The organism is Paraburkholderia sp. GAS38 (assembly GCF_050434965.1).
Taxonomy (GTDB): Bacteria; Pseudomonadota; Gammaproteobacteria; order Burkholderiales; family Burkholderiaceae; genus Paraburkholderia; species Paraburkholderia phenazinium_A.
Map to the genome: position 1 here is coordinate 140,913 of NZ_JBNDJO010000002.1, position 25,980 is coordinate 166,892.

Sequence of the window (25,980 nt, forward strand, 5' to 3'; positions counted from 1 at the left end):
ATGAACATGGCAGAAACTCAACTCAATCCGATCGCGCGTCCCACCGCGCCCGCCGGTTTCGACCCCGCCCAGGGCGACAGTGCCCAAGCGTCGGCGCAGCCGAAGATCGAGGTCAACGACCTCAACTTCTTCTACGGCAAGTACCACGCGCTGAAGAACATCAACCTGCGCATTCCCGAAGGCAAGGTGACCGCGTTCATCGGCCCGTCGGGTTGCGGCAAGTCCACGCTGCTGCGTACTTTCAACAAGATGTACGCGCTCTATCCGGAGCAGCGCGCCGAAGGCGAGATCCTGATGGACGGCGAAAACCTGCTGACCACCAAGCGCGATATTTCGCTGCTGCGCGCGCGGATCGGCATGGTGTTCCAGAAGCCGACCCCGTTCCCGATGTCGATCTACGACAACATCGCGTTCGGCGTGAAGATGTTCGAAACGCTGCCGCGCTCGGAAATGGACGACCGCGTCGAATGGGCGCTGACCAAGGCCGCGCTGTGGAACGAAGTGAAGGACAAGCTCGGCCAGAGCGGCTACGGTCTCTCGGGCGGCCAGCAGCAGCGCCTGTGCATTGCGCGCGGCATTGCGATCCGTCCGGAAGTGCTGCTGCTCGACGAACCGTGTTCGGCGCTCGACCCGATTTCCACGGGACGTATCGAAGAGCTGATCGCCGAACTGAAGAGCGACTACACCGTGGTGATCGTTACCCACAACATGCAACAGGCCGCACGGTGTTCGGACTACACTGCCTACATGTACCTCGGCGAGCTGATCGAATTCGGTGACACCGAAAAGATCTTTATCAAGCCGGTCCGCAAGGAAACTGAGGACTACATTACCGGCCGCTTCGGTTAACTCCGGCGAGCACCATAAGGGAGCACGACATGTCCGACAAACACCTCTCAAGCCAGTTCGACGCCGACCTGAATCTCGTTTCGTCCAAGGTCCTCGAAATGGGCGGCCTCGTGGAATCGCAGATCGTCAATGCGATGAACGCGCTCAATAACTTCGATCTGGACATGTGCGAGCAGGTGATTACCGCCGAAGATCGCCTGAACAAGATGGAAGTCGATATCGACGAAGAGTGCAGCAACATCATCGCGCGCCGCCAGCCGGCCGCGCGCGACCTGCGCCTCCTGATCGCGATCTCGAAGACCATCACGAATCTCGAACGCGCCGGCGACGAAGCCGAGAAGATCGCGAAGCGCACCAAGCGTCTGATGGAAGACGGCGCGTCGCGCACCATCAATATCGCCGAGATCAAGCTGTCCGGCGAGATGGCGGTGTCGATCCTGCGCCGTGCGCTCGACGCGTTCGCGCGTCTCGATACCGTGGCGGCCGCGCAGATCGTGCGCGACGACAAGGCGATCGACGAGGAATTCCGTGCCTTCGTGCGCAAGCTGATTTCGTACATGACTGAAGATCCGCGCTCGATTTCGGTGGGCCTCGATTTCCTCTTCATCGCCAAGGCGATCGAGCGGATCGGCGACCACGCGAAGAACATCGCTGAGTTCATCATCTACATCGTCAAGGGAACCGACGTGCGCCACAAGTCGCGCGACGCTCTCGAACGCGAAGCACTTAGTTAACCCCTGCATAAAGGTCAAGAGGTGCCGATGCCCAGCAGCATTCTCGTCATCGAAGATGAGCCCGCCATTTCCGAACTGATTTCGGTCAACCTGCAGCACGCAGGCCATTGCCCGATCCGCGCGTATAACGCGGAGCAGGCGCAGAACCTGATCAGCGATGTGTTGCCCGACCTCGTCCTGCTCGACTGGATGCTGCCGGGCAAGTCGGGCATCGCGTTCGCCCGCGACCTGCGCAACAACGAGCGGACCAAGCACATTCCGATCATCATGCTCACCGCGCGCGGCGACGAGCAGGACAAGGTGCTCGGCCTCGAGATCGGTGCGGACGACTACGTCACCAAGCCGTTCTCGCCGAAGGAGCTGATGGCGCGCATCAAGGCGGTGTTGCGCCGCCGCGCGCCGCAGCTGACCGAGGACGTGGTCGCGATCAACGGCCTGAAGCTCGATCCGGCCACGCATCGGGTGGCGGCGCATGCGGAAGGCAGCGAGATCAAGCTCGATCTCGGGCCGACCGAATTCCGTCTGCTGCACTTCTTCATGACCCATCCGGAGCGCGTGCATAGCCGCACGCAGTTGCTCGATCAGGTATGGGGCGACCACGTGTTCGTCGAAGAGCGCACGGTGGACGTTCATATCAAGCGTCTGCGTGCCGCGCTCAAGCCGGCAGGGTGCGATGCTATGATTGAGACGGTGCGGGGCAGCGGTTACCGGCTCGCGAAGAGCGCGTAATACGGCTGGGTGACTGGATAGGCCTGGCGCGCGTCCGGCCCGTCTTCATCACGGCTAGCGCCGTTTGTACTCCCGCGCCGCGAGATGCCATCGCGGCGCGTATTGTCTTCTCTTCGATCGCTAGAACATGAACATCATCTGGGCGCGTTCCATTGTGTCGGTCGTGCTGCTTGCTGTTCTGTGCGCGTTGCTTGGCGTGTTCGTCAACGTCAGGGCTGCACTGATCGTGGCGATCGTCGTGCTGCTCGCGCAGAGCGTCTTTAGCACCTTCCACAAACAGCGTCTGTGGCGTCTGCTCGATGCGCCGGTCTACGGCGAAGTGCCGAGCGCGCCGGGTATCTGGGGCGAAATCTACTACCGGCTGCACAAGCTCGCGAAGCGCTGGCACGCCCAGGTGCGCCAGGTCGAGCAGCAGCACTCGCGTTTCATTCAGGCCATCCAGGCATCGCCGAACGGCGTCGCGATGCTCGACGATCACGATCAGATCGAATGGTGCAACTCGATCTCCGAAGTGCACTTCGGCCTCGATGCGAAGCGCGACCTGCGCCAGCACATCACCCACCTCGTGCGTCAGCCCGACTTCGTCCGCTATCTGAATTCGCATCATTACGAAGAGATGCTGATCATGCGCGGGATGGGCGAGAAGCGCCAGAACGTGCTGTCGGTGCAGGTGTTTCCGTATGGCGAAAACCGCAAGCTGGTGCTCTCGCAGGACATCACCGAACTCGAGCGTACCGACGCGATGCGGCGCGACTTCGTGGCCAACGTGTCGCATGAACTAAAGACACCGCTTACGGTGCTGTCGGGTTTTCTGGAGACGATGCGCGAGTTGCCGTTGAGCGAAGCCGAACGTGCCCGCTACCTCGAATTGATGGAACAGCAGGCGGCGCGCATGCGGCATATCGTCAACGATCTGCTGGTGCTCGCCAAGCTCGAAGGCGACAACAAGCCGCCGAGCGAGCAGATGATCGACATGCGCGCGGTGCTGCGGCATCTGCGCGACGACTCGGCGAGCCTGTCCAGCGATCACCATTGCATCACCTTCGATGCGGACGAGGGACTTACCGTCACTGGCGTCGAAACCGAAATCCTGAGCGCGCTCGGCAACCTCGTGACCAATGCGATTCGCTACACGCCGGACGGCGGCAAGATTCATGTGACGTGGCAGGCCAATGGCGGCAGCGCGGTCTTTTCCGTGACCGATAGCGGCCTCGGCATCCCCGCCGCGGATATTCCCAGGCTCACCGAACGGTTTTACCGGGTGGACCGCAGCCGCTCGCGCGACACCGGCGGCACGGGCCTCGGCCTCGCGATCGTCAAGCACGTGCTGCAGCGGCACGACGCACAGCTTGAAGTGAAGAGCGAAGAAGGGCGCGGCAGCACCTTCACCGTGCGCTTCCCGGTGTCGCGCACGGCGCGACGCCAGCCCGCACCGGCCTGAGGCTCAGGAACAGAACTTCCCCAGCAGACTCATCTGCGCATTGCGCGACGACTTGCCCGGCCGACGGCGGCGGTAGTGGCCGTCGCTTTGCATGAGCCACGCCGATTGATTGTCGCCGAGGAAGGCCGACAGACCCTCGGCGATCACGCGGCGCTTCAGGCGGCGATTGTTGATCGGAAACGCCACTTCGACACGCCGGAAGAAATTGCGGTCCATCCAGTCGGCGCTGGACAGATACACGTTTTCCTTGCCCTCGTTGTAGAAGTAGAAAATCCGGTGGTGTTCGAGGAAGCGCCCGACGATCGAGCGTACCGTAATGTTCTCCGAGAGCCCCGGCACGCCAGGTTGCAGCGAACACACGCCGCGCACGATCAGATCGATCTTCACGCCCGCCATCGATGCTTCGTACAACTCGGCAATCACGGTCGGTTCGAGCAGCGCATTCATCTTGGCGACGATGCGCGCCTTCTTGCCGGCGCGCGCATGCTCCGCCTCGGCGCGAATCGCCTCGATGAGCTTCGGATGCAGCGTGAACGGCGACTGCCACAGCTCATGCAGCTTCAGTTCGCCGCCGATGCCGGTCAACTGCTGGAACACGTGGTGGACGTCTTCGCAGATCTTCTGGTCCGACGTCATCAGGCCGAAGTCGCTGTAGAGACGCGCAGTGCGCGGATGATAGTTGCCGGTGCCGAGGTGGGCGTAACGCTTGAGCGTCGTCTTGCCGTTGTGCGACACGCGCCGCACGATCAGCATCATCTTCGCGTGGCACTTGTGGCCCACCACGCCGTACACGACGTGCGCGCCCACGGCTTCCAGTTGCGCCGCCCAGTTGATATTGGTTTCTTCGTCGAAGCGCGCGAGCAGCTCCACCACCACGGTGACTTCCTTGCCGTTGCGCGCGGCCTGCATCAGCGCGTCCATCAGCGGGGAGTCAGTGCCGGTGCGATAGATGGTCTGCTTGATCGCCATCACGTTCGGGTCTTTGGCCGCCTGCAACAGCAGTTCGAGTACCGGCTGGAAGCTTTCGTACGGATGATGCAGCAGCACGTCGCCCTGATCGATCACGTCGAACAGGCTCGCGCTATTGGCGATCTGCGGCGGGATGGACGGAATGTGCGGGACGAATTTCAGATCGGGCCGGTCCACCATCTCCGGCAACTGCATGAGCCGCACCAGATTGACGGGGCCGTCGACGAAGTAGCAGTCCTTGTCGGACAGGCTGCTTTCGTCGAGCAGGCGCTGCACCAGATGCGCAGGCGTATCCGCCGACACTTCGAGGCGCACGGCGTTGCCCAGATGCCGCGCCGGCAATTCGCCTTGCAGCGCGACGCGCAGATTGGTGATTTCGTCTTCGTCGACGAACAGTTCGCTGTTGCGCGTGATGCGGAACTGGTTGCAGCTACGCACCACCAGATTGGGAAACAGCTCGCCCACAAAGCGCTGTAGCAGCGAGCTCAGCAGCACGAAGCCGTGCGGATAGCCCGACAGTTCCTGCGGCATGCGCACGAGCCGCGGCAGCGCACGCGGTGCCTGCACGATGCCCATCAGCGCCTGGCGGCCGAAGGCATCCTTGCCTTCCAGTTCGACGACAAAGTTCAGGCTCTTGTTGAGCACGCGCGGAAACGGATGCGCGGGGTCGAGGCCGATCGGCGTCAGGACCGGCAGCAGTTCGTCGAAGAAGTAATTGCGCGCCCATTCGGTCTGCGCTTCGTTCCATGCTTCCGTGCCGTGAAAATAAATCCCTTCCTGTTCAAGCGCGGAGAGTACTGTGTCGTGCAGCATGCGGTACTGGCGATGTACGAGCTTCTGCGCACGCTCGACCACGAGGTCGTAGACGTGCTGCAGCGACATGCCGTCCGGCGACAGCGCACCCGGGTTGTCGCGCATCTGCTCCTGCAGCCCGGCCATGCGGACTTCGAAGAATTCGTCGAGATTGCTGCTGGTGATGCAGATGAAACGGAGGCGTTCGAGCAAGGGGACGGCGGGATCGGCGGCTTGCGCCAGCACGCGCTCGTTAAAACCCAGGATGCCCAGTTCGCGATTCAACAGAGGGTAGCGGGTGGACATCGGCAGCGAGAATGGAAGGTCAGGTAGGGACGGCGAAAGACGCTCGGAAATTCTCACAGTATGATGACGCTCTTATGACAATCGATTGATTATAAACTTACGCTGTATCGGTCTTGTGTCGTAAATATGACGCAATGAATATGGGACCATATGGGACCATAACGCAGGCATTCACCGTGAAGGTTACAACGTGAGGTCCGGTACGCTTAAAATGGTGACTTTGAACGGCGGAGCCGGCAACAAGCAGGCTGCGCTAGCGCGTATGGAGTCCGCTCAATCGATGGTCAACACTCCACAACTTCTCGCTGCCGTCGACCTTGGCTCGAACAGTTTTCGTCTGATCGTGGGCCGGGTCGAAGAAACCGATGCCGGCAGCCAGATCTACCAGGTCGATGCGCTGCGCGAGCCCGTGCGGCTGGCCGCAGGCCTGTCGAGCGACAAGATGCTCGACCGCGCCTCGCAGGTGCGCGGCTGGGACGCGCTCAAACGCTTCGGCGAACGGCTGCGCGATTTCCACCCCGATCACGTGCGGGCGGTGGCCACCAACACCTTGCGGATTGCCAAGAACGCCGGCGAATTCCTCGGCGAGGCGCAGGCGGCACTGGGCTTCCCGATCGAAGTGATTGCCGGGCGCGAAGAGGCTCGTCTGATCTATGCGGGCGCGGCGCACTCGGTGCCTGCGAGTCCGGGCAAGCGCCTCGTGGTCGATATCGGCGGTGGCTCGACCGAGTTCATCATCGGCTCGCACTACACCCCCATCAAGATGGAAAGCCTGTATATCGGCTGCGTGAGCCATAGCCGGGCCTTCTTCCCGGCGGGCAACGTGGACGAATACACGATGCGTCAGGCCGAGCTCGCCGCCGGCCGCGAAATCCAGATCATTTCCAACGAGTACAAGAAGACCGGCTGGGAACAGGCGATCGGCTCGTCGGGCACTGCTCGCGCGCTCGCGGAACTGGTCGAAGCGAACGGCTTCAACGACCCGGGCATCACCCACGGTATTTCGCGTGGCGGCCTCGAACGCCTGAAGCGGGCGTTGATCAAGGCGGAGAACGTCAACCGCCTGAAACTGGTGGCGCTGAAGAGCGACCGGATTCCGGTGCTTGCGGGCGGTCTGTCCATCATGCTCGCGGTGTTCGACGAACTGGGCGTGGACTATGTCGACACCACCGACGGCGCCTTGCGTCTCGGCGTGCTGTACGACCTGCTCGGCCGTTCGCAGCACGAAGACATGCGCACGGTCACGGTGGAAGGCTTCATGCGCCGCTACGGCGTGGATCGCGCGCAGGCGGGCCGCATCGGCGAACTGGCGGTGAGCTTCTACGATCAGTTCGGCGAACCGGACACGGAGCGGCGTGTCGAGAATCGCATGTTCCTGAGCTGGGCGGCCTCGCTGCATGAAATCGGTCTGTCGATCTCGCATAGCGCGTATCACAAGCACTCGGCCTATATCGCGAGCAACGCCGACATGCCGGGCTTTTCGCGCACCGACCAGGCGCGTCTCGCGGCGCTCGTGCTGGGGCATGCGGGCAAGCTCGGCAAGCTGTCGCAAACCCGTGAAGTGGAATGGCCGCTGCTGTTCTGCTTGCGCCTCGCCGCACTGCTGTGCCGGCGTCGTGCGGATGTCGGATTGCCGGGTATCGCGGTGGCGCGCGTCAACAACGGCTACGAAGTGCGTCTGCCGAAGGAGTGGGTGGGCAACAATCCGCTGACCGACTACAGCCTGATTCAGGAAGCGGCTGAATGGGAAAAGGTGGGCATTCCCTATCGCGTCGTTTATACGGACGACTGACGATCCGCGGGAAGCGAGGCTCGATGCGTGTGCGATGGGCACTACGTCGAGCGTCACGCTCCACAAAGCGATCAGCAAACAGCCCGGCAGAGCGCATGCTCTGCCGGGCTGTTTCCGTTTTGCACCTACCCCGTAGTGATCTGCTTAACCCGGCAAGGCATCGCCGAGGAAGTGGCGTGCATAGCGCGCGTTGATTTCGGACAGGCGCAGCAGCGTCAGAAAGTCAGCGGTGTTGAAGTCGGGATCCCAGGCCGGTGCGCCGCAGATTTTCGCACCGAGCCGCAGATAACCTTTGACGAGCGGCGGCGGCGCCACCTGGGCGCCGGTTTGCAGTTCGTCGACCGGCAGCGGCGTGTGCGCGAAGGCGCGGTACTCCTGCGCGGTCATCGCGCTATCGCGCAGCGCGCAGTACAGATTCGCCGCGTAGTGACCACCGTCGGCCATCGCTACGCTCGCGCAGCCGAGCATCGTTTCGTAGCCGTTGTGCAACATGTACGACGCGAGGCCGCCCCACAGCGACATGATCACGGCGCCGCTGCGGTAATCCGGATGCACGCACGAGCGGCCCACTTCAACCATCTTCGGGCGCAGATGCGTAAGACGCGAGACGTCGAACTCGCTTTCGGCATACAGACGGCCGATGCGCGCCGCCTGGTGCGGCGGCAGCGCACGATAGGTGCCGACCACCTTGAGCGTATCGAGATCGCGTACCAGCAGGTGGTCGCAGTAGTGATCGAAAGCGTCGACGTCGAGACCCGCGGGGCCGGTCAGGCGCGCGCCCATTTCGTCGGCGAACACCCGGTAGCGCAGATGCTGCGCTTCGCGAAGCTCTTCATCCGTGCGTGCCCAGGCCACTTGCAGCCGGTGTTGCGCGGTGACGGTTTCCTCGGCGCGCGGCAGACGACGGCGCGTCTCGAGGTTCGAAGCGAGCGGCAGGGAAGACGTCGGCAGATCTTGCATGTGGGCGTTCCTTGTCGAAAAAGAGTTTTTCGCTTTTTCGCCAATGTAGTAACGCCCGGTGACGCTCGCATGGCAGCGTCGTGACTATTGGGTGACAGTCCGTAAGGTCCCCCCTTTATTTGCGTTTCGGTGTTTTACAAAAGATCGGGGCTGATCGCCGCGCGCAGCACCACCTGCTCGTCGCCGTCGCGCTCGCGGCTAGCCAGCCACCAGACGCCTGCCTTCTTGAGCGGCCAGCTTGTGTCGCTTTGGGCAAGCAGTTGCGCCGCGACGTGACCGAGGGTCGGCTGATGGCCGACTACCACCACCGTCGGTGCAATGCCTTCGGGCCAGCCGGCGGCGCCGAGCACGTCAGCCGCACTGGCGCCGGGCGCGAGTTCGCGCACCACGCGGTATTGATCGGTCAGGCTTTCGACGGTCTGGATGGTGCGCACGGCGGGACTGGCCAGGATCACGGCGTCGTCGTCGAGCCGCGCGCGCAGCCACTTCGCCACGGCTTGCGCCTGTTTGCGGCCGCGCACGGTCAACTGGCGGGCCAGGTCGCTCGGGGCGATCTCTTCGGCTTCGGCGTGGCGCCAGAGGATCAGATTCATGTTTGTCTCCCAGGTCTTGAGCGGCGCAACACGCGCGACGCTGTGTTGTACCACTGTCGCACGGCGGGGCGCGTGACAGCAAGGCAAGGAGGCAACGGGGAGGCGGCTTGAGCGCCGTCGGCTCCGCTCAGGAGAGTGTCAGATTAACAACGCAACACATGACGAGCAGCAGTAAGGCATAGGTAACGGCGATATCAAACGGATAGCGCATGGCGTGACTCGACGGAATTTTGCCAGCAGTCATCTTAGATAGCCGCATTCCGCAGCAACGTTACCCAGCCAACAGTTCGCAAAAAGACGTGCGCGGCTCAGGACGTTTTCTGTCGTTTGACGCGCGTCGTGGAGATGTCCAGCGACATGAACGATGGATTCGCGGCGTCGGGCGACGGCTGTCGGGCGTCGAAGGCGTCGAGTTGACGCAGCAGCCGATCCAGTGCGTCCAACTGGGCGCGGGTCAGATGAGCGGCGTCGAGAAGCTGGTTGAGCCGGCGCCGCCAGTAGCCGGACGACAGGATCGATCCGCCGCGGCCCTCGGCCAGCGCTGCCGGCATCACGCATGCGATGTGCGCGATGTCCTTGTCAAGGAACAGAACCATGTGTGCGCCCTCCCGATTTTGCCTTTGATCCATGTGCGAAACACCACGTACGTTCCGTGGCCGGCTAGCGGGCGGCCGCGCCTGCGGCTGGCAACGATCGACGGCCCGGTACGGGGATGCTATGACGAGCTGAGGAAGCGGACTGTCAACAATGGTCAGGCGCCGGCCGGCGGATCCTGGCAAAGTGAGGCCGGCGGCGCACGGCCTGTCCCGTAATTGTGATGTTTTTGACAACAGTGTTTTCAATATCTAGGTATTTACCCTAGGTCTTCCCAGCCATACACTGTCTTCATCGGTCGTACATCCCAGTGGTTGTAGCGCCGCACAAAACAATTTTCGGAGGTAGTCGTCATGAAGTCGTTTATCGAAGCTGCTGTTATTGCCGCCCTGATCGCTGCACCGCTCGCCGCGTTTGCGCAGTCGAGCCAACCGTTGACCCGCGCTGAAGTGCGCGCCGACCTGGTTCAGGTCGAAAAGGCCGGCTACAACCCGAACGACTGGATTCACTACCCCGACAACATTCAGGCTGCCGAAGCCCGCGTCGCCGCCGAAAAGGGCGCCGCACAGGCTGATGCAACCGGCTATGGTTCGGGCAGCAACGGTTCGTCGCAAGCCGGCCAGCGCGCCAGCTCGGCAGTGAGCACGTACTCGGCCCCGGTGGCGATCTACGGTCACTAAGCCGCGCGGATAGCGTGGCGGGAAGATTGTCGCGTGGCGTCCTTCGGGGCGCTCGCGAGTAACAGGCAGGTCGGCTCTCGCAGGAGAGGCTGGCCTGTTTTGCCACTCGGGTATCGCCGTGCGGCGCGCAGGTTGTTGTGGGTCGGAGTTGTAATTGAACGCCGCTGCGGCTGAGCGCAGCACCTGAGAAGAGGCCGCCATGGACGCGACTGTTTTGGCCACCGCAGTGGGATGTTGTGTGTTGCTGTTCGCCGTGATTTTCGCCGTCGGCCACTACCGGCGCGAGTCTGCGCGCAAGCGGGTGATTTGCGAAATGCAGCGTCGTCGTCTTTACGAGTTCAGCCGGCCGAAACACTGAGCCGGTTTCCCGGCGCCAGAGGGGCGAGTCTCGCCGCTCCGGCGCCTTTGGGCGTTTAGATCACCATGCCGCCCGAGACTTCGATGCGCTGGGCGTTGACCCAGCGGTTGTCGTCGGCGAGCAGCGAGGCGATCATCGGGCCGATGTCGTCCGGCAGGCCCGCACGGCCGAGCGCCGTCCACTCCGCCACGCGCTTGTTGATCTCCGGATTGTCGCGCACCATGCCGCCGCTGAAGTCGGTGGCGACCGCGCCCGGCGCGACGGTGTTGACGGCGATCCGGCGCGGGCCGAGCTCTTTCGCCAGATAGCGGGTCAGCACTTCGACCGCCCCCTTCATGGACGCATAGGACGCGCTGCCCGGCACGGCGACGCGAGTGAGCCCCGACGAAATATTGACGATGCGGCCGCCGTCTTGGATCAGCGGAACGAGCTTCTGCGTCAGAAAAAACACCCCCTTGAAATGGACGTTGTAGAGGCTGTCCAGCTCTTCCTCGGAGGTCTGCTCGAACGGTGCGTGGTGCGACGTGCCGGCGTTGTTGACGAGGTAGTCGAAGCGCTCGGCGCCCAACCGTGCGAGCGAGTCCCGAACCTGTCCGACGAACGCGTCGAACGTACTGATCTTGCCGGTATCGAGCGGCAGCGCGACCGCTTGCCGACCTTCCTCGGCCACGAGACCGACGACCTTCTCGGCCTCCGCCTGATTGGCTCGATAGGTGAAAATGGAACTGACGCCGCGCTTCGCGAGGTGGAGCACCGTGTTGCGTCCCAGGCCGCGGCTGCCGCCGGTGACGATGGCGATCTTCGGTGTGGTCTCTGCTGATTTTCCTGCTGTCATGCTGCGCTCCGCGTTAGGTGGGGAGAGGCAAGCTTATGCCGGCCGCTCCCGGCGCTGAATGCCCGAACTGCCTCACTTCTTGCCTGATCCTGCCAGCACGCCCACCTCGGGCCACAAGAGGCGCTAACATGCGGCCATGCAGATGCGGAGGGTGTTCCCATGTCAAATGCCTTGCTCGAAGCCGTCAAACGCTATACCGATCAGCACGCCGACCAGCAAAACCCGTATATGACGGCCATCGAAGGGATGGCTATTCTCCGCTCGGACCATGAGCGGCCGCCTTCTCATCTGATCATGAGGCCGGCTCTCTGTGTCGTGGTTCAAGGCGCGAAGTGGACGACCTTCGGCGACCGGCGCTATGACTATCGGGCCGGGCAGGCGCTGGTGGTCAGCGTCGAGATGCCGGCGCTCAGCCGGGTGGCGAAGGCCAGTCCGGCCGAGCCGTTTCTCGGCGTGGTGATCGAGTTCGACCTTGCCGTCATGCGCGATGTGATGGAGCGCCTCGATACGCCACCCACGCCGGAAGACCCGCTCGGGCATGGCGTTTTTGTCGCCAATTTCGACGGCCCGCTGACCGACTGCGTATTGCGCATGGTGCGCCTGCTCGATACGCCTCGCGCCATTCCGATCCTCGCGCCGATGATCATGCGGGAGATCTGCTACTGGTTGCTAAGCGGTCCTGATGGAAATGAGGTCGCGCGAGTCGTGCTGGCGAACGACCATGCGCAAAGAGTCGTGACGGCGATTCATGCCTTGCGCGACCAGTTCACCGAAACCATACGCATCGAGGAGCTGGCCGCCGTGGCGCAGATGAGTCCGTCGGCCTTCCACAGGCAGTTCAAGGCGCTCACCTCGATGACGCCGCTGCAATATCAGAAGCAGTTGCGCCTGCTCGAAGCGCGCAATCTGATGGCGGCGGGCGAAGCGAACGCCGAAGCGGCTGCCTATCAGGTGGGCTATGAAAGCCCCTCGCAATTCAGCCGTGAATATGCGCGCATGTTTGGCGCGCCACCGCGTCGCGATATGGCGACGTTGAAGGCCGCCATCGTTTAGCGTCCTGTTCCGTTGCGCGGCGTGCGGTCTGCGTCGAGCGGATGCCAGGCGCCTATTCCGATTGTGAGGTTTAGGAGAAAAGTGATTTCATAACTTAGGTATTTACCCTAGGTCTGTCGCTCTCTAGACTGTCCTTACCGGCTGCACACAAACCAGTTTGCAGCGCCGTTAAAAACAATCTCTGGAGGTAATAATCATGAAATCGCTCATCAAAGCTGTCGCCCTTGCTGTTGCTATCGCTGCCCCGGTCGCTTCATTCGCTCAATCGAACCAGCCTTTGACCCGCGCCGAAGTCCGTGCGCAACTGGTCCAGCTCGAGAAGGCCGGCTACAACCCGTCCATTTCCAACGACCCCACCTATCCGGCGAACATTCAGGCCGCCGAAGCACGCGTTGCTGCTGAGAATGGTTCGACGAGCGGCGTCGGCGGTGCGGTTAGCGGCTCGTCGGAATCCGGTGTTCGCACTTCTGCGTTGTCGGCAGTGAGCGACTCGCGTTCGGTCTACGCCGGCCACTAAGCCACGCGTTTTAGCCGACTCCCTGGCGGTGCGTCTGAAGCCAGGGTGTGCGGCAGGTTCTGTTGGACCGATTGGCCCGCTCCCGCGCAGATGTGCGGGAGCGGGCCAATTGCTTAGGGCGTGCCCACCAGCGTAACGGGAAAGACGTCGGGTAGCCGTTACAATGGCCCGATCGTATTTCCACCGGAGCGACCGGATGGCGCGCCTATCGACCCTTACCCATCTGTCCATCAAGCACGTCTTGCCCACCACACGAAATGCCGCGGAGTCGGATTCAGCGCGACGTTCGATGAGGCCTCTGTTCCCGCTCGCGGCAACGCTGCTTGTCTCACTGCATTGCGCGACTGCATTAGCCGGCGATATCGCGCGGGATACCCCAGCCGCGTCCATGGCGCTCGCGCAAGGGCTGTATGCGGCGCCTGGGCCATCCGCAGCCGTATCGAGCGTGGCGACGCCGGTAATCACAGCGTCCCCGCTGCCGTCGGAAGCACCGCCGGACAAAGTGCCTGCAGCCGCTCCTTCGATCGTCGCGACGGCAACGGCAGCACCTTCACCCGCCAAGGCACCTGAGACGGAATGGATCAACTACGTGGCCGTCATTGCGGGCATCGTGGGGGCGATTACGGGTATCGCCGGCGCGATCATGGGCGGACTTGGTCTGCGTATGGCCAGTCGTCGGAGGCGGCGGTATTGATCGGTTAGACCTGCTTGATCCTGTCTCGAGCGCCGCGCGCCGCCATCGGGCAACAACGTGACAACCCCGCGGCAACAATGCCGAAAGCCCGCTCGAGGCGGGCCTTCATGAAACAAAAAGAATAGGCTTAACGTGGGGACGGCCGATCGGCCAGCTCGCGATGCTCGGCTACCGCTCGGCGAACCGCTTCCATCAGGTCCGGATGGGTTTCGGAGGCAGGCGTTTCAATCAGCCTGCGCGGAGGTGTCTTGGCGCGAGGCTTTAGCGTCACACCGTACAGTTTTTGCGGCGCAGTCATGCTTGACCTCCAGTGTCTGCTTACGCATAGGGAAGGCTTGCCCGAAAAGTCTAGGCCTTTTTGCGCCGCTTGTCTCGCCCCCTTTGTCCCGTTCGTCCGTCTCGTTCATCGGGCAACTGACCGACCTCCCGGCGAGCAGGCCGGGCGTGTACTCGTCCGCTTATGCTGCTGGCTTACCGGCAGACATGGACGTGATGATGGTGATGCCACTCCCAATGGCAATGACGATGATGGTCGTAATCGGCGAATGCCGGCGCCGTCGCACACAGCGTTGTCATAGCGACCACCACGGCGATACAGATCTTCTTCATAGCTTGGCTCCTCACAAAGATACCGATAGAAGACACAGCAGTTTTCGTACCTGATCGTCGTCCGTTAAGCGACTTCTCCATTGTCCTGTTTGCGAGAAAAGTGATTTCATAACTTAGGTATTTACCCTGGGTCATGGTCTTTCTACACTGTGATCACTGGCTGCACACAAACCCGTTTGCAGCGCTGTCCAAGACAATCTCTGGAGGTCGTTATCATGAACTCGCTTATCAAGGCTGTCGCTATTGCTGTTGCTCTCTCCGCTCCGGTCGTGTCGTTCGCCCAATCGAACCAGCCGCTGACGCGCGCCGAAGTGCGTGCGCAACTGGTCCAGCTTGAAAAGGCCGGCTATCGTCCGGGTGGCGACCAAGCTACTTACCCCGTTCAGATCGAGGCTGCCGAAGCGCGCGTTGCTGCTGAGAATGGCTCGACGAGCGGTGTCGGTGGTGTCGTGAGCGGCTCGTCGGAATCGGGCGCGCCCGCCGCAGCCGTGTCGAGCTATCCCGGCGAGCGTTCGCTTTACGTAGGTCACTAAGCCACGACCCAGCCGTCAGATCGGCGAGCCGTTAGCGACTGATCCGGTGGCTGGCATCGCCCGCTGAACGCGCAGTACCCTCTGGGCGCCTCATGGCTAAATTGGCCCGCTACCGCCGCAATGGGCGGTAGCGGGCCAATGTTCGTATTGGACGGCCGTTCGTCGGTTCGTACGCCTTGGCGGCCTTTAATCGATCGCTACGCCATGCGTTGCACAAGCCTGCCGCATGGCGCGCAGGACGATCGGCTGCATCTTCTCATTCCATGACTCAGGGTGTGCGTCGAGGTATTGATCCACGATCGTGCCGACTGCCCGGGTATTGGCATTCATGGCGCCGATACAGCGGCGGAGCTTCTCGACCCTCGCGTCCGGCGCGCCGAACACCGTGGAGTACGAGAAGCCGTCGAGGATGCCAATGACGTAGGCAGCACGCATCGATTGGCTTCCGCCTCGAAAGTAGTTGCCGGTGAGAAACCCGTTGTCGGCATCGGATGCCGGACTGGCCTGCGCGGTGGAGCAAAGTGCGATGAGTGCCAGGGCGGCGATCGATTTGTTCATCTGCTGTCGGTTCAAAAGAATAGGGTGCGCTATTGTGTGCCGCCATTGTGACGATGCTGCGGCGGCCTTCCAAATGCGCATCCGATAGTCTTCCTGGACCTGTCAGACGTAGTTGCCCCGGCGATGCTGGGGCGGTCGGCGATGCGGGTGATGACGGGGCGGCGGCACCTGACGGCAGCGGCGCACGAGATGGCCGCGATACCAGACCCGTTTGCACACAACACGGGGATGCGCCTCGGCGCTAACGGGTGCGAATGCTGCGGCGCACGCCGCAAGCAGGATGAGCAATACAGATTTGCGCACGGATCGATCCTTCAATGACTTCGGACGGTGGGTTCAGCTTCGGATATGGGACTGTAGCAAGGAGACGTCGGGCAAGGCGAGTTTCGGTATCAAAGTAGCGGGGAGGTGCCCTGACGAGGGGCGCAACGCCGGATTTCATTACCCGTATTTTTTGAAAGCACGACCAGTTGGGTAAAACTGTTCGAATGCGCGTACGGTTCAAAGAAACGTTCCATCACGCCGATGAAGACGCCGAGACTCACGCCGTTGAAGGCGGGCTCGTCGATCGTCAACAGCACTTCTATACCGCGGACGAAGTTTGCCAGAGGCTTGGCGGGCATCCATCGCATGCAGGGGCGGTGATCGAGTCCGGCGATTCCGTCGATCAGCGTCGACATCGATGTCGACGCCGAATGAGCATGCTGGTAAAGCAGGGCTTTGAGACCGGCAAGGTCCAGTGACAGCGCATTTGGCGTGAGCTGCGCAACGATACGCCAGAGACTCCTGTTGCCCTGCGCCAGCGTCGCGCTTCGAGTCGGGGCCCGCAGCATGGAAATCGTGCAGGCAAACGAAGCATCCTCATTCAACAGATCGCCGCCCGGCATGCCGAACGGCATGGCCGGCGGCAAGTCCCGATTGGTGCAGGTCAGTTCGATGCCCAACGGACCCGGGTCCAGCTCGGCGGGTGTCGCCCCGATACTCACGAAGCAAATCTCGGTCTCATAGCCGGGGCGCTGCTGCGCGACCCATCGATCGCGACGGGCGAGCCAGTACGTTCGTGACGACTGGGCCGATTCGTCGTGCCGCATCGAACGGTAAGGCGGAATTTCCCGCACCACCTTGCCTGCCGCGGTCTGCTCGATCGTATAGACGGAATCGATCGAGTAGATCTCAGTGTTCGGAACGCGCGGTGCTTCGGGGATCACCGGGTACGAAAGGGCGTCGCGCGCGCCTCGAAGCGGCAGCGCTTCGCGTTTAAACAGGTTGATGACGGGCGTGCAGAAGAGCCGAAGATTGTCGGCCCGAAGGGTTCCCAATACGTGCGCCGCGGACGAGTCCTTCAGCACGTTGGCGACGGCGATATGCAGCGTCAACTTTTTGCATGAGCCGGTGGCCCGCAGCAGGCGCGCGAAATCGAGGTCGATAAAGTAAAACTTCTCGGGAAACGCGAAGAACTCCATCAGCCGGCGAAACGCCGCCGGAGCATCCGGTTCCCCGCCGATCAGCGCGTCCTGATCTTCGAAGCCGACGGCACTAAACGGTAGGTGCGAGAGCGCTTTCCACCGACCGGACCCATCCGCTTCGGCAAACGCGGCGGTAGGGCGCATCAGCAGGGTATCGGTGAGTGCCGATACGAAGCTCTGCTGCCCGGTTAGGTGTATCCGCACCGGACTGCCGCCTTGCGTCGCGGCAAATGCTTCGGCTTCGGTGGCCGGTTCGAATGAGATCGAGACCAGACCGGTTGTGTGCGCCGGAAGCTGGGTACTCATCGGTGCTGTCGCTGTCGCGGAATAGCGGGCCTCCGTTAAACGCAGCGGCAGCACGGTCACATCGTAGACCGTACGAAACCGGCACTCGCCCACGCGAGCCTCCAGCGCCGCCCCGCGCTTGACCGTGACCGCTTCGGTCAGTTGGCCGGTGCGGGAATCCGTCGCGAACTGCGCGATCGAGCAGGATGGAATTGCCCGCAGATAGTGCGGGTACAGCATGTCCAGAAGCGCCTCGGTGAATTCCGGGTACTCGTCCTCGATCCTGGCGCCGAGGCGGGCACCCAACAGTGCCGAGGATTCGATCATGCGCTCGACGTGCGGGTCCTCCGAGTTGTCGCTCGCCATGGCGAGGCGGGCGGCGATCTTCGGGTTACGCTCGGCGAACGCGCGCGCGTACTGCCTGAGCAGCGAGAGTTCGCGTTCGTAAAAAGGCAGCAGTTCTTCCATTTGCGGGTTGCCGCTTCGAGCTCAGTGGACCTGCGGATATTACCGGGAAGGGCGGGGCGGCTGTCTTAACAGGGGATTAAGCAGGCGTGCCACGCCGAGTGTGGCACGCTCGCGTTGCAGGGCTTCGAGGTTGTCGAAAGCGAAACGCGCGCCGCGCAGCCGTTCGACCCGCCTGACTTCTGAAATGCCGACGAAATACGGCATCATGTAGCGCAGAAACACCAGCGGCGACAGGATGAGCGCCGCACCAACAGCGGCCTGAAACTGATCGTTGCCGTGCGTGCCGAGCGACGCACCGGCAATCGACAGCATGGCCACGCCGATTGCCGAGCCAATCGGCGCATACCAGCTTGACGACGGCCTGCGGCCGGCTGTGCGCGGGCGCACAATCCTGGCGACTCTCTCTTCTCTGACGACGAGGGTCGGGCTGGCCAGGCTCGTAGCGAATTGAAGCCAGTGCGCGCGTTTTTCGCTGTGGAAGTAGATAAGGTAGACGGCACTCAGCAACACGAGGTACGCAAGAACGACGGCCACCACCGACCGCTGCGACAGACCGAACGGTTCCGCAATGGTTTCGCACACAGCCGCTGCGAAGAGACTGAAATTGAGCCGCATGAGTGTGCTCATGCCCCGGTGGTAGGCGCTATAGCGGGTCGCAAAAAATGCCGCAAAGATGCTGAAGGCCAAGGCAGCCACGAGCATCACCGGCACCAGCCACACGAGGACGGGGAAACTCGTCGCAATCATGAAGCCGGCGACGGCATTGAATACGAACATGCCGAACGGCATTCTGATCAGGGTCTTTTCCATAGGATCAGCTTACCAGTGGTGACGTGCCGCCAGGCCGTCCCACCAGCCGCCAATCCGCTTTCCATAGTGGCGCGACACGAAGACCTGAACCGTCAGCCCCACGCCGAAACCGACCGCGAGTACGGCAAGGACCGGCACCTCCACCGGCGCCCCCACCACCAGCGCCACGACGCCAGGCACCGCGGCGCCAGCGCCCCAGCCGGCCAGCCAGCCTGCTGCGTTAGCGGGTTGGCTGTGTGCTTCCAGGCTTGCAAACTGATGCAGATTGTCCGCATCAATCGAGTCCAGGATGGCCTGCGGACCTAGCGCAAGCAATCCGCCCGCACCCACGCCGGTAATGCGTCCGCCCAGGGTTTCTCCAAACCCTTCGAGGTTGACGCGGTTTTTCGCCTCGAGCGCTTCAAGTGCCGCCTGGCGATACGCAGGAATACGCACGACATTGGCCGCCGCACGCCCTTTGATGACGTAACCGGCTGCCTTTTTGCCCGCTGGAATTTCGAAGGCCCACTTGCCGTCGATACGCACGAGCTTGAGCGTACTGCCGAAGCGCTTCTGCGCCGATTTGATGCCCTGGTTTCCGCCTTTTCTTGCCCACGCAAGAAGCTTTTGCCTGGCCTGGTCCGGGATATCGAGCAAGTCGGAGGTCGGCGCTTTGGGCACCAGCGACAACGCGGAGCCCGCAGCAGTGGCGGCGGTGGCGCCGATATTCGACGGCGCGTAGAACGCGTTGAGAATGTCCCCGGTGAGACCCGGGACCGTCTGTGCTTCCTTGTACAGTTTGCCGAACTCGGTCTTGTTGAACTCCTGTTCGACCTCTCTGAGCGCCTGTTGAAGCATCACCAGATCGTTCGCGCGTTGTTCGGCCGTCAGGCTGTCGTCGTATTTGAGCTCGGCGATGAGATAACGCGACACCGCCCTCGAGTCGGCCGGATAGACACCGCCGAGATCGACGAGGACGGGCGTTACCTCCGATTGGCGAGCGCCGCCGGATCCGACGCCCGGCAATGCGCTGGGCCCGAGCATGCCCCCATTACCCATGAGTGGGCCCGGGTTGTCGGCGGTGCAAGCGTAAAACTCGGTATCGCTCATATTTACCTGCGTTATCGGATCAATCGTGGGCGAAAAAATTACTGGTTTATTCAACATGCATAATGTGAAGCAATTATTGCTGCGCATTAATAAGCATTCGCTAAATTGTTAATTTTTGCTGAGATTGTTCATAGCCTGAAACGCGCAATATAATCGCGAGGCGGATTTTGTCGGACTCTCAGGGCTTCGACATTGTATGCGCATAACTGACCACCAGGAAACGGGGGAACGCCATGCAGATGTCTGATCCAAGCAGTTTCTTTGGACTGCAGAACAGCAGGCTCTTTTCGATCGATACCCCGCTGTCCGGCCAGTCCCAGCTGCTGGTTAGCGATTTCAGCTGCAGTGACGAGCTGTCCCAGCTCTTCAATATTGAGGTCGGGCTGGTCTCGCAGGATGCAACCATCCAGCTGAAACAACTGATTGCCCAGAAGGTGTCAATCGAGTTACAGATTAATGACGGATCGACACGTTATTTTAACGGCTACGTCACGCGATTTATTCACCTTGGTACCGACGGCGGTCTGTCCACCTACTCGGCAACGGTGCGCCCGTGGATCTGGATGTTGGGCCGGCGCTTCGACACGCGTATTTTCCAGGACAAAACCGTGGAGGACATCCTTGGCGATGTCTTCTCGCAATACTCGAAGCTGGCGTCCTATGAATTTCGCGTTCGCAAGGATCCGAAGCCCTATAGCTATTGCACCCAGTATCGCGAATCGGACCTGAACTTTGTGCGCCGGCTGCTCGAGCAGGAAGGACTCTACTTTTATTTCGAGCATACGAAGGACGCTCACAAGCTGATCATCACGGACGATTCGCAGGGAGCCAAGGCAATCGATGGCGACTCCACGCTGCGATATGCGACGGGTGAGATGCTCGACAACGAGAGCGTGGTGACGAGCTGGCGCGCCGACCGGCAACTCGAGTCGGGCCGCATCAGCATGAAAACGTTCGACTACAAGGCACCGGCTGCGCGCCGCTTTGTGTCGGCCGATACGACCACGGATCAGGGCGATGCCGAGCGCTACGAGATTTACGATTACGTTGGCTTGCACGGATTCGACTCGACGGATCGCGGCGAGGAGTTGACGCGGTTTCGACTGGAAGCACTGGAAGCGGCGGGCAAGGTTTTCATTGGCGCGAGCAATTGCCGGACGCTTAGCCCCGGACGGTTTTTCCAGTTGACCGGGCATTACGACCATGACTCCGGCACGCAGGAGGACAGCCAGTTTCTGATTCTCTCCGTCAGCCATCATGGAACGAATAACTATCAGTCGCATGAGGGTTCTGCGACGTACTCGAACAGCTTCGTGTGCATCCGCAAGAAGATCCCGTTCAGACCTTCGCTGAGTACCCAGAAGCCGATGATTGCGGGGCCACAAACGGCGTTCGTGGTTGGTCCGAAGGGCGAGGAAATCTACACGGACTCGCTGGGTCGCGTGAAGGTGCAGTTCCATTGGGACCGTCTGGGACAGAAGGACAATCGCAGTTCGTGCTGGGTACGTGTGGGGCAACCATGGGCGGGCGGGGGATTCGGGGCGATCCAGATTCCGCGCGTTGGCGACGAGGTTGTCGTTTCATTCCTCGACGGCAATCCGGATCGTCCGCTCATCATCTCGCGGGTGTACAACGCGCAGAACATGCCGCCGTGGGATTTGCCGGCCAATGCGACACAGAGCGGTTTTTTGACGCGTTCGAGCAAGGGCGCGACAGTCGCGAATGCCAACGCGATCCGCTTCGAGGATATGAAGGGGCAAGAAGAGGTCTGGATTCACGCGGAGAAGGACCAGCGTATCGAGGTCGAGAACGATGAGTCGCATACGGTGGGTAACGATCGTACGAAGACCGTTGACCATGATGAAACCGTGCAGGTCAACAACAACCGCACAGAGACGGTTGGCAACAACGAGACGATTACTGTTGGTGTGAATCGTACCGAGCAGGTGGGCGGTAATGAGACGCTGTCGGTAGGGGGGAATCGCAATGAGACCATCAGCGGGATGGACAACCTGGTGGTTGCGCTGACATCGACCGAGACGGTGGGGCTTGCGAAGGCGCTCACGGTGGGTGGGGCTTATACCGTGACGGTGGCGGGCGCGATCAATTCCGCGGCCGGTCTCGCGAGCGCCGAGGAAGTCGGGCTATCGAAAACCACCATGGTGGGCAAGAGCTATACGGTTACCGCTGGGGATCGGATCGAGCTCAGGACCGGTAGCGCGTCGCTGATTCTGGAGAGCAACGGACATATCACGCTACGCGGTGCGCAGTTGCTGATCGAAGGCTCCGGGCCGGTTCAGATCAACGGTAAAGACGTCGATATCAACTGAGCGGGTCATGGAATTCAAAAACCATACGCCGTTTCCGGCGCTGGCGTTCGAGGGAATTGACCAACGCGACCAGCACTTTCATGTCGTTGTGCTTCGCCAGACGCTCGATCTCACAAAGGACGGCCCGTTGTATGCTGACGAGCAATTGCCTTTGCGCGAGGAAGATGCGTATTTCGGTGAGATTGGTCGTAGCGGTATCCGTGAGGAGAGCGACCTCTGTCAGTTCAAACCGAAATGCGACGTCATCGTCAACGGGACAGCGCATGCTCCAGGAGATCGTCCGGCACGGAGCTTTCGCGTCGGCCTAACCCTCCGCAAACCCGACGGCTCTCCGCTTCCGTTGCCCGAGCCGCCTCATGGGCTGAATCCGTTGATGCCTGCGTCGCCCGAAGCCGTTGCACATTGGGAGCGTGAATGTTCAGCACTGCGGGGCCGTAACCAATCGGGGCAGACGATCGTTGACAAAACGCTGGTCATCACGGGTGAGCGCTTTCTCGAGAGGTCGTCATTCGCAACGTCCTGGGGCGCTCGGGTATGCCGCCGGTTGACTCTGGGTTTGCTGCGCCCCGTTCCGTGGACGTTGTCGACGCCCGTTCCCTGCCTGAGCGTTCCGCTACGGCCAGAACTGGCATTTGGAGGGGAGTGCCGCGTGTCCGGTGATTCCCCGGCGGCGCGTCGCGTACCAGCCAAACATCGTCTTCCGAATTCCAACGATGACGAAGGTCCAGGTCTGGTCGCACATTCGGCATTCGCTGCCAACCCTATCGGAGTGGGGTGGTCGGAAAACTGGTATCTGGAAGCCGCAGATGTCACGCGAATGCCGGCACCGCGGATCGAGTGCCCGGATGCGACATTTGACCTGGCGGTATTCAGGCAGGCAGTGTCCGGAGGGGCGTTGCCTAAACAGCAGTCGGTTTGCTGGGGTGTGCGCCCCAAAGGCCATCCGGATCGGGCGGCCCTTATCGGCACGATCGACGAGGCGTTCGTCACGAGCGACAGGTGGCTACCCGAAGACTTCGACTTCGCAATCTGGAATGCTGCGCCACCGGACCAGCAGATCGATTATCCGAGTGGAGGAGAGATTGTCGAGTTGACGAACCTGTTTCCACCTGATGCCCCTGGCGTGAGTATCGACCAGCAGGGCGATACTACGATGCGCTTTGCCTTGCCGGAGCACCAGGCGTTCGTACGCGTGCGTCTTGAAAGCGGTGCCTATTTTCGATTGCCGATGTGGCTGGACACGGTGTCGATCGACACCGACCGCCGGCAATTGTCGATGGTTTGGCGGCGAATCGTAGGCAAAACCGTTGATGCGCCGATCCGCGTGCTTGAAGCGGGTGTGCTGTCCGTCGACCAGCGCCGTGAACGTGATCGACTTTTCGCCGAATTCGATGAACAGGCTCGCCAGATGGAGGTCCGGCATGCCTAAGCTCGGCGCACACAAGGTCGGCGAGTTCAAGGCGGTATCGACCGCCCCATCGATCAACAAGACCCAGGTGGGAAGCAGCGTGGTGCCGCTTCCATACCCCACCACGCAGGACCTGGGAAGCAGCGTCGGGGTTGTGCCTACTGTGCTTTTTCGTGGCACGCCCGCGTATGTTCTCGATCAGAGTACCCAGCCCAGTTGCACGGGCGACAGTCCCGGTGGGCTCAAGGGGGTGAAGTCCGGCACGGTGAACGGGGAAGTAAAGCCGACCAGTGCCAGCGGCTCGGTACGCGCGGGCGGCAAGTATGTGGTGCGTGTCGGTGATAGCAACACGATGAATGGCGGCAACAACCCGGGCATCTACATTGCCGCTCCGGCGCCTTCCGGCACATCGGCCAAGGCTGCCGTCGGTGGGGCGGACCAGCCTCCTGCCCAGAATGCCACGCCTGCCGAGCAGACGTTCATGGACAAGGTGAAGCAGACTGCGAAGGAGTTGGCCCAAGGGTACAAGGACAACGTATCACCTTCGCTGCACGACGCTGCTGACAAGGCGATGGATGCTGGCGGCAAGGTGGCTGGCGCAGGCGGATTGACGATGCTGGCCGGCGGAGGGGTAGCCGCCACAGGAATAGGTGCGCCGGTCGCCGCCGGAATGGAAGTTGTCGGTGGTGCTGGGGTAACGGTCGGGGGCGTCGTTAGTACGGTCGGGGGCGTAACGGACGCTGGCGCGAGCACAATGGATACGGCGGCTGACTGGATATTGACCGGCAGGGCGCCCAACTTTGTTGGTGCCGCTGTGGGCATTGTCGAAAACGCTGTAATCAATCGAATCACCTCGATGATCCCGGGCGGCAAAGCGATAGTGTCAGAAGCCAAGGCGTTGAAGACGGAGGTAAAGACCGAGACCCATGCCGTCGAGAACGAGGTTAAGCAGGAAAAAAAGCAGGCTGAGCAAGCGGTACAGGATCAGGTTGCCTCGGATATTGGCAACAACGTGAACATTCCTGGAAGTGGGGACGGCGGTAGTCCCTGTGGCATAAAGCCGTTTAAGGACCAGAAGTGTCCACCGGGGCAACAGGCCCATCACATTGTTCCTGACTACACGCTTCGCTATGGGACCCGAAAAGATAAGGGAAGCCGGATACCCGGCATGCCAAGTCTGGATGACGGTCCGAGCATATGTCTTTCTGGAGGATCAAAGGTTGCGGGTAGCGAGCATAATCTCGCGCACGAAGGCACTGACCCGAGAATTGCTGCCGTGGGGCGAAATCGGGAGAAAGGTCCCATTGGAGCCGCACCAATGGGTGACATTCTGGACATTTCGGTCGAGGAGGTGTCGAAGGTCAAGCCGCACTGTAAGGAAGAGATTGAGCGAGAGGTCCGCAAAACCTTCAAGGACGTCGATCGAAACAAATATGGCCGTACTACACAGTCTTTGCCTGAGGGCGAAACGCGTGGGACGCTGGAACGAGGCGAAAGCCACACGACAACTGCACCGTGGCGTGGACGGAGGCGCTAATGGCAACGGACATTACATTTACCGTAGCAAAAGTCATTGAGGACGATTGGTTGCTTATCGCCGGATCTCCGGACGAAGACGAACCGTACACGTCGTTTACTCGCTGGTTTCAATATATCCATGGTGATGCTCAGCCGTGGACGCATCAAGAGACGAATTGGTGGGCGCGGAGCGCCACGACCTATTTCCCGCCTGGCGTCGACAAGACGGGCGACTGGGCGTTGGTTGGCATGTCGCAGGAAGGTCACGTCGAGTTCAGCTTTAGGGACTCGGTTGTGGAAGAGAAAATCGCAGGGGCAGGGGTATTCGTTCCCGATGCGGTTGGTTGGGGCTACGTTAGCTCGATCAGACAGATAGGCGATTTTCTGTTCGTATGTGGAGGCGGAGGGCAGATCTACAAACGTGTGAGCACCAACATTTGGGAGCACATGGATGCAGGACTGTTGCAGACGCCACCCATAACGGATCGATTGCTGTTGAGCGACATTGACGGGCCGAGTGAGCGAGACATCTATGTCTGCGGGAGTTTTCCGGGACCCGCAGGATTGGAGGGGAGATTGTTCCATTTCGAGGGAGCCACATGGCGCCGGGTCGATATTCCGGAGACAGGCTACCTGAACCGCATCCTGATCGAGTCGCCGGATAGCATCTGGATTTGTGGCCACAATGGAGCATTGCTAAATGGCAATGCGCGAAGCGGCTTCAAAGACATGTCCAGTGTGGAGGACAATCAACTCTTCTACTCCATGGCGCGCTTCGGGCAGAAGCTATATTTGGCTTCGAATCTTGGGCTTTACGAGTACAAGCTCAATGATCCTCAGGCCAAGATTCGGGAGGTTGTAACGGGTCTGATACCACCGGTTCGAGACACCGTTACGGTCGATACCGCCGGCAAGGTACTTTGGTCGATTGGAGAAAAAGACATCGTGCGCTTTGATGGTTCCGCTTGGACCCGAGTCGACCATCCTGACAACCCCCCCATTCGCTAGAA

26 protein-coding genes are annotated in these 25,980 nt (G+C 61.3%); 15 read left to right on the plus strand and 11 right to left on the minus strand.

The features are described 5' to 3' along the window. From pstB to phoR, 4 genes are all read left to right on the plus strand, one after another. Positions 1–849: a phosphate ABC transporter ATP-binding protein PstB gene (gene pstB, locus P3T42_RS04795; protein WP_074300241.1), complete on the plus strand. Its 849-nt coding sequence runs from the start codon at positions 1–3 to the stop codon at positions 847–849. A 29-nt stretch (positions 850–878) separates the two neighbouring features. Continuing rightward, a complete protein-coding gene (gene phoU, locus P3T42_RS04800) occupies positions 879–1,583 on the plus strand; it encodes a phosphate signaling complex protein PhoU (RefSeq protein ID WP_074300240.1) in 705 nt (234 codons plus the stop codon). 27 nt (positions 1,584–1,610) lie between these two features. Then, positions 1,611–2,312: a phosphate regulon transcriptional regulator PhoB gene (gene phoB, locus P3T42_RS04805; RefSeq protein WP_006051991.1), complete on the plus strand. Its 702-nt coding sequence runs from the start codon at positions 1,611–1,613 to the stop codon at positions 2,310–2,312. Positions 2,313–2,439: 127 nt separating this feature from the next. Beyond that, on the plus strand, positions 2,440–3,753 hold the full coding sequence (gene phoR, locus P3T42_RS04810; RefSeq protein WP_074300239.1) for a phosphate regulon sensor histidine kinase PhoR: 1,314 nt from the start codon (positions 2,440–2,442) through the stop codon (positions 3,751–3,753). 3 nt (positions 3,754–3,756) lie between these two features. Here the strand turns inward: phoR and ppk1 are convergent, their stop codons facing one another. Further along, positions 3,757–5,820, minus strand: a complete 2,064-nt coding sequence (gene ppk1 / locus P3T42_RS04815) for a polyphosphate kinase 1 (RefSeq protein WP_429305303.1) — start codon at positions 5,818–5,820, stop codon at positions 3,757–3,759. 211 nt (positions 5,821–6,031) lie between these two features. On the opposite strand from ppk1, the gene ppx reads away from it, so the two are divergent. After that, positions 6,032–7,612, plus strand: a complete 1,581-nt coding sequence (ppx, locus tag P3T42_RS04820) for an exopolyphosphatase (RefSeq protein ID WP_429305304.1) — start codon at positions 6,032–6,034, stop codon at positions 7,610–7,612. Positions 7,613–7,756: 144 nt separating this feature from the next. Here ppx and P3T42_RS04825 read toward each other — a convergent pair whose 3' ends face one another. From P3T42_RS04825 to P3T42_RS04835, 3 genes are all read right to left on the minus strand, one after another. Beyond that, on the minus strand, positions 7,757–8,572 hold the full coding sequence (locus tag P3T42_RS04825) for a GNAT family N-acetyltransferase (RefSeq protein WP_074300236.1): 816 nt from the start codon (positions 8,570–8,572) through the stop codon (positions 7,757–7,759). A 134-nt stretch (positions 8,573–8,706) separates the two neighbouring features. Next, the gene (sixA, locus tag P3T42_RS04830) at positions 8,707–9,165 is read right to left on the minus strand and encodes a phosphohistidine phosphatase SixA (protein WP_074300235.1); all 459 of its coding nucleotides are present in this window, start codon (positions 9,163–9,165) and stop codon (positions 8,707–8,709) included. Between the two features lie 308 nt (positions 9,166–9,473). After that, positions 9,474–9,794, minus strand: coding sequence for a hypothetical protein (locus P3T42_RS04835; protein ID WP_253190213.1), 321 nt, complete (start codon positions 9,792–9,794; stop codon positions 9,474–9,476). A gap of 318 nt (positions 9,795–10,112) precedes the next feature. On the opposite strand from P3T42_RS04835, the gene P3T42_RS04840 reads away from it, so the two are divergent. Both P3T42_RS04840 and P3T42_RS04845 read left to right on the plus strand, forming a co-directional pair. Further along, positions 10,113–10,439 carry a DUF4148 domain-containing protein gene (locus P3T42_RS04840; RefSeq protein WP_074300233.1) on the plus strand — a complete coding sequence of 109 codons (327 nt, stop codon included), beginning with the start codon at positions 10,113–10,115 and terminating at the stop codon, positions 10,437–10,439. 199 nt (positions 10,440–10,638) lie between these two features. Then, positions 10,639–10,797, plus strand: coding sequence for a hypothetical protein (locus tag P3T42_RS04845; RefSeq protein WP_171991717.1), 159 nt, complete (start codon positions 10,639–10,641; stop codon positions 10,795–10,797). 55 nt (positions 10,798–10,852) lie between these two features. On the opposite strand, the gene P3T42_RS04850 is transcribed toward P3T42_RS04845, so the two are convergent. Continuing rightward, positions 10,853–11,632 carry an SDR family NAD(P)-dependent oxidoreductase gene (locus P3T42_RS04850; protein WP_429305305.1) on the minus strand — a complete coding sequence of 260 codons (780 nt, stop codon included), beginning with the start codon at positions 11,630–11,632 and terminating at the stop codon, positions 10,853–10,855. A gap of 159 nt (positions 11,633–11,791) precedes the next feature. Here P3T42_RS04850 and P3T42_RS04855 point away from each other — a divergent pair, with 159 nt between their 5' ends. From P3T42_RS04855 to P3T42_RS04865, 3 genes are all read left to right on the plus strand, one after another. Beyond that, the gene (locus P3T42_RS04855; protein ID WP_429305306.1) at positions 11,792–12,685 is read left to right on the plus strand and encodes an AraC family transcriptional regulator; all 894 of its coding nucleotides are present in this window, start codon (positions 11,792–11,794) and stop codon (positions 12,683–12,685) included. Between the two features lie 196 nt (positions 12,686–12,881). Beyond that, positions 12,882–13,202: a DUF4148 domain-containing protein gene (locus tag P3T42_RS04860; protein ID WP_074301705.1), complete on the plus strand. Its 321-nt coding sequence runs from the start codon at positions 12,882–12,884 to the stop codon at positions 13,200–13,202. 289 nt (positions 13,203–13,491) lie between these two features. Next, complete coding sequence (locus P3T42_RS04865) at positions 13,492–13,896, plus strand: hypothetical protein (RefSeq protein WP_429305307.1); 405 nt, start codon at positions 13,492–13,494, stop codon at positions 13,894–13,896. A 127-nt stretch (positions 13,897–14,023) separates the two neighbouring features. On the opposite strand, the gene P3T42_RS04870 is transcribed toward P3T42_RS04865, so the two are convergent. Both P3T42_RS04870 and P3T42_RS04875 read right to left on the minus strand, forming a co-directional pair. Then, positions 14,024–14,194 carry a hypothetical protein gene (locus tag P3T42_RS04870; protein WP_171991716.1) on the minus strand — a complete coding sequence of 57 codons (171 nt, stop codon included), beginning with the start codon at positions 14,192–14,194 and terminating at the stop codon, positions 14,024–14,026. A 173-nt stretch (positions 14,195–14,367) separates the two neighbouring features. Next, complete coding sequence (locus P3T42_RS04875) at positions 14,368–14,505, minus strand: hypothetical protein (protein WP_171991715.1); 138 nt, start codon at positions 14,503–14,505, stop codon at positions 14,368–14,370. Positions 14,506–14,720: 215 nt separating this feature from the next. On the opposite strand from P3T42_RS04875, the gene P3T42_RS04880 reads away from it, so the two are divergent. Next, positions 14,721–15,038 (plus strand): DUF4148 domain-containing protein, encoded by a 318-nt coding sequence (locus P3T42_RS04880; RefSeq protein WP_074300229.1) that lies wholly within the window; start codon positions 14,721–14,723, stop codon positions 15,036–15,038. Positions 15,039–15,224: 186 nt separating this feature from the next. Here P3T42_RS04880 and P3T42_RS04885 read toward each other — a convergent pair whose 3' ends face one another. The 4 genes from P3T42_RS04885 to P3T42_RS04900 form a co-directional block, all read right to left on the minus strand. Continuing rightward, positions 15,225–15,596, minus strand: a complete 372-nt coding sequence (locus P3T42_RS04885) for a Rap1a/Tai family immunity protein (protein WP_074300228.1) — start codon at positions 15,594–15,596, stop codon at positions 15,225–15,227. Between the two features lie 392 nt (positions 15,597–15,988). Continuing rightward, positions 15,989–17,815, minus strand: a complete 1,827-nt coding sequence (gene tssF / locus P3T42_RS04890) for a type VI secretion system baseplate subunit TssF (RefSeq protein ID WP_429305308.1) — start codon at positions 17,813–17,815, stop codon at positions 15,989–15,991. Between the two features lie 39 nt (positions 17,816–17,854). Further along, positions 17,855–18,625 (minus strand): hypothetical protein, encoded by a 771-nt coding sequence (locus P3T42_RS04895; RefSeq protein ID WP_429305309.1) that lies wholly within the window; start codon positions 18,623–18,625, stop codon positions 17,855–17,857. Positions 18,626–18,634: 9 nt separating this feature from the next. Next, positions 18,635–19,801 (minus strand): hypothetical protein, encoded by a 1,167-nt coding sequence (locus P3T42_RS04900; protein WP_429305310.1) that lies wholly within the window; start codon positions 19,799–19,801, stop codon positions 18,635–18,637. Positions 19,802–19,947: 146 nt separating this feature from the next. Here P3T42_RS04900 and P3T42_RS04905 point away from each other — a divergent pair, with 146 nt between their 5' ends. Genes P3T42_RS04905 through P3T42_RS04920 form a run of 4 tightly spaced genes read left to right on the plus strand, consistent with a single transcriptional unit; the run spans position 19,948 to position 25,978 of the window. Beyond that, entirely contained in the window at positions 19,948–22,044 is a 2,097-nt protein-coding gene (locus P3T42_RS04905; RefSeq protein WP_429305311.1) for a type VI secretion system Vgr family protein, read from the plus strand. 7 nt (positions 22,045–22,051) lie between these two features. Further along, entirely contained in the window at positions 22,052–23,473 is a 1,422-nt protein-coding gene (locus P3T42_RS04910; RefSeq protein ID WP_429305312.1) for a DUF2169 family type VI secretion system accessory protein, read from the plus strand. Next, complete coding sequence (locus P3T42_RS04915) at positions 23,466–24,989, plus strand: DUF4150 domain-containing protein (RefSeq protein ID WP_429305313.1); 1,524 nt, start codon at positions 23,466–23,468, stop codon at positions 24,987–24,989. Before P3T42_RS04910 ends, P3T42_RS04915 begins: the two co-directional genes overlap by 8 nt. Further along, entirely contained in the window at positions 24,989–25,978 is a 990-nt protein-coding gene (locus P3T42_RS04920) for a hypothetical protein (RefSeq protein WP_429305314.1), read from the plus strand. The genes P3T42_RS04915 and P3T42_RS04920 overlap by 1 nt, the downstream gene beginning before the upstream one ends. Positions 25,979–25,980: the final 2 nt, after the last annotated feature.

Coding starts and splice junctions, on each gene's coding strand:
- pstB (WP_074300241.1), top strand. CDS start 1: ATGAACATGGCAGAAACTCAACTCAATCCGATCGCGCGTCCCACCGCG.
- phoU (WP_074300240.1), top strand. CDS start 879: ATGTCCGACAAACACCTCTCAAGCCAGTTCGACGCCGACCTGAATCTC.
- phoB (WP_006051991.1), top strand. CDS start 1,611: ATGCCCAGCAGCATTCTCGTCATCGAAGATGAGCCCGCCATTTCCGAA.
- phoR (WP_074300239.1), top strand. CDS start 2,440: ATGAACATCATCTGGGCGCGTTCCATTGTGTCGGTCGTGCTGCTTGCT.
- ppk1 (WP_429305303.1), bottom strand. CDS start 5,820: ATGTCCACCCGCTACCCTCTGTTGAATCGCGAACTGGGCATCCTGGGT.
- ppx (WP_429305304.1), top strand. CDS start 6,032: ATGGTGACTTTGAACGGCGGAGCCGGCAACAAGCAGGCTGCGCTAGCG.
- P3T42_RS04825 (WP_074300236.1), bottom strand. CDS start 8,572: ATGCAAGATCTGCCGACGTCTTCCCTGCCGCTCGCTTCGAACCTCGAG.
- sixA (WP_074300235.1), bottom strand. CDS start 9,165: ATGAATCTGATCCTCTGGCGCCACGCCGAAGCCGAAGAGATCGCCCCG.
- P3T42_RS04835 (WP_253190213.1), bottom strand. CDS start 9,794: ATGGATCAAAGGCAAAATCGGGAGGGCGCACACATGGTTCTGTTCCTT.
- P3T42_RS04840 (WP_074300233.1), top strand. CDS start 10,113: ATGAAGTCGTTTATCGAAGCTGCTGTTATTGCCGCCCTGATCGCTGCA.
- P3T42_RS04845 (WP_171991717.1), top strand. CDS start 10,639: ATGGACGCGACTGTTTTGGCCACCGCAGTGGGATGTTGTGTGTTGCTG.
- P3T42_RS04850 (WP_429305305.1), bottom strand. CDS start 11,632: ATGACAGCAGGAAAATCAGCAGAGACCACACCGAAGATCGCCATCGTC.
- P3T42_RS04855 (WP_429305306.1), top strand. CDS start 11,792: ATGTCAAATGCCTTGCTCGAAGCCGTCAAACGCTATACCGATCAGCAC.
- P3T42_RS04860 (WP_074301705.1), top strand. CDS start 12,882: ATGAAATCGCTCATCAAAGCTGTCGCCCTTGCTGTTGCTATCGCTGCC.
- P3T42_RS04865 (WP_429305307.1), top strand. CDS start 13,492: ATGAGGCCTCTGTTCCCGCTCGCGGCAACGCTGCTTGTCTCACTGCAT.
- P3T42_RS04870 (WP_171991716.1), bottom strand. CDS start 14,194: ATGACTGCGCCGCAAAAACTGTACGGTGTGACGCTAAAGCCTCGCGCC.
- P3T42_RS04875 (WP_171991715.1), bottom strand. CDS start 14,505: ATGAAGAAGATCTGTATCGCCGTGGTGGTCGCTATGACAACGCTGTGT.
- P3T42_RS04880 (WP_074300229.1), top strand. CDS start 14,721: ATGAACTCGCTTATCAAGGCTGTCGCTATTGCTGTTGCTCTCTCCGCT.
- P3T42_RS04885 (WP_074300228.1), bottom strand. CDS start 15,596: ATGAACAAATCGATCGCCGCCCTGGCACTCATCGCACTTTGCTCCACC.
- tssF (WP_429305308.1), bottom strand. CDS start 17,815: ATGGAAGAACTGCTGCCTTTTTACGAACGCGAACTCTCGCTGCTCAGG.
- P3T42_RS04895 (WP_429305309.1), bottom strand. CDS start 18,625: ATGGAAAAGACCCTGATCAGAATGCCGTTCGGCATGTTCGTATTCAAT.
- P3T42_RS04900 (WP_429305310.1), bottom strand. CDS start 19,801: ATGCGCAGCAATAATTGCTTCACATTATGCATGTTGAATAAACCAGTA.
- P3T42_RS04905 (WP_429305311.1), top strand. CDS start 19,948: ATGCAGATGTCTGATCCAAGCAGTTTCTTTGGACTGCAGAACAGCAGG.
- P3T42_RS04910 (WP_429305312.1), top strand. CDS start 22,052: ATGGAATTCAAAAACCATACGCCGTTTCCGGCGCTGGCGTTCGAGGGA.
- P3T42_RS04915 (WP_429305313.1), top strand. CDS start 23,466: ATGCCTAAGCTCGGCGCACACAAGGTCGGCGAGTTCAAGGCGGTATCG.
- P3T42_RS04920 (WP_429305314.1), top strand. CDS start 24,989: ATGGCAACGGACATTACATTTACCGTAGCAAAAGTCATTGAGGACGAT.